Consider the following 1,907-nt stretch of genomic DNA (forward strand, 5'->3'; position numbering starts at 1 on the left):
TGGTGGAGGCGGCGGGAATCGAACCCGCGTCCGCGGGACCTCCGCCCCAGGGTCTACATGCTTAGATCCGTCTATTATTTTTAGCCGGCTGCCACCCGACGGACAGGGCGTGCAGTCGGCGATCCCGTCAAGGTTTCGCGCAACGGATCCGGGCGGTCCGAGGCGCTATCCCGTGTGCTATGCCGGTCGAACATCGGCCACGGGAGACCGGATGCCGACCGCTCGCGGTTATTTAGGCCGCGAGGGCGTAGTTGTCGTCGTTGGCAACTATCTTTGCTGCCACATGTTTTACGAGGTTGAGTGACGTCCTCGGCATGCACCTGAGGTTTTGCGACCCGCGTCGAAGCCAAGTCGCCCCCTGTTCATGAGCTATGACAGTCTAGGGCATCGCGGAGTTCCGTGCGAGCCCCGATATCGTCACACGTTGTGCTTGAGGATACGCGCGCGGTCGCGCTGCCAGTCGCGCTCCTTCTTGTCCGCGCGCTTGTCGTGCTGCTTCTTGCCCTTGGCGAGCCCGACCGTGAGCTTGGCGTTGCCCCGCTTCCAGTGCAGGTCCAGCGGCACGACGGTGTAGCCCTTCTGCTCGGTAGCGCCGATGAGCCGGTCGATCTCGCGGCGGTGCAACAGCAGCTTGCGCGTGCGGATCGGGTCGGGGTGGATGTGCGTCGACGCCGTGGGCAGGGGCGGGAAGTTCGCCCCGATGAGCCACGCCTCGTCGTTTTTCAGCAGGACGTACCCCTCCGTGAGGTTGGCCCGCCCCTGGCGAAGGCTCTTGACCTCCCAGCCTTCCAAGGCGATGCCCGCCTCCATGGTGTCCTCGATGAAGAACTCGTGCCGCGCCTTGCGATTGACCGCGATGACGTTGTCGGCACCCGTGGACTTTTTCTTGCCTGCTTTCTTGCTCACGCGGACATTCTAATCGTCCGCCCGGCCTGCGCCAACGCCCGAGCTTGCCGGGGCGGCGGGCAGTGCCGACAATACCGGCTGGTCCGAGTCGGGAGGACGCGGTGGCAACAGGGTTTACACGGCCGGCGGGCGGGCGCGGGGTGACGTTGCTCCTCGTCGGCGCCACCGTCGGGCTCGGCAATGTCTGGCGTTTCCCCTGGCTGGTGGGCGAGTACGGGGGCGGCGCGTTCCTGCTGCTGTATCTGCTCTGTCTTGCCGGTCTCGGCCTGCCGCTGATGATCGCGGAGCTGGTGATCGGCGAGCGAGCCGGTGTGGCCGCGCCACGGGGGCTCGGGCGGCTCGCGATACGCGAGGGCCATTCCCGGGCCTGGGGCGTGATCGGCGTCGCCTCGGTGGCGGCGGGCGTGCTCCTGTTGCCGGTCTACGGCATCGTCGGCGGCTGGTCGCTGGCGTACATTTTCCGGGCCGCCGGCGGGAGCTTCGAGGGGCTGGACACCCTGGCCGCCGCGCGGCTTTTCCGTGCGCTGGTGCATGACGGCGAGGCCCTGCTGGGCTGGTACACGCTGTTCATCGGCGCCGCGGTGCTGGTCGCCGGGCGGGACGTGCGTTACGGCATAGAGGTGGCCGCGCGCTGGTTTGTGCCGCTGCTCGCGGTACTGCTCGGTGCGCTGGTGGCGGCGCAGTGGGAATCGCCCGGACTGCCGGCGGCGCTGGCGTTCCTGTTCGTGCCGGACTGGGGGGCGGTCACGGTGGAGGCGGTACTTGCCGCGCTGGGGCACGCCTTCTTCACGCTGAGCCTGGGTGCCGGGGTGATGATCGCCTTCGGTGCGTACTGTCGGGGCGGGGTGATCTTCCCGGCGGTGGCGACGGTGGTGATGGACACGCTGTTCGCCGTGCTCGCGGGGCTCGCGGTCCTGCCCGCGCTATTCAACGGGGGCCTGTCGGCGAGTGGTGGTGCGGGGCTGGCGTTCCAGACGCTGCCGGTGGTCTTCGGCGGCATG

Annotated in this window: 2 protein-coding genes and 1 other RNA gene; 1 reads left to right on the plus strand and 2 read right to left on the minus strand. The window is 68.2% G+C overall.

Annotated features, from left to right (window positions below; translation table 11 throughout):
• Together ssrA and smpB are read right to left on the minus strand one after the other, a co-directional pair.
• Nucleotides 1–359: a transfer-messenger RNA gene (gene ssrA, locus G7A99_RS12005) on the minus strand.
• 58 nt (nt 360–417) lie between these two features.
• Entirely contained in the window at nt 418–906 is a 489-nt protein-coding gene (gene smpB / locus G7A99_RS12010; RefSeq protein ID WP_163140445.1) for an SsrA-binding protein SmpB, read from the minus strand.
• A 101-nt stretch (nt 907–1,007) separates the two neighbouring features.
• Between smpB and G7A99_RS12015 the strand changes: the two genes are divergently transcribed.
• Nucleotides 1,008–1,907: sodium-dependent transporter (locus G7A99_RS12015; RefSeq protein ID WP_205599827.1), on the plus strand; the 900-nt coding region annotated here is incomplete at its 3' end.

This window comes from Arhodomonas sp. KWT (assembly GCF_010993615.1).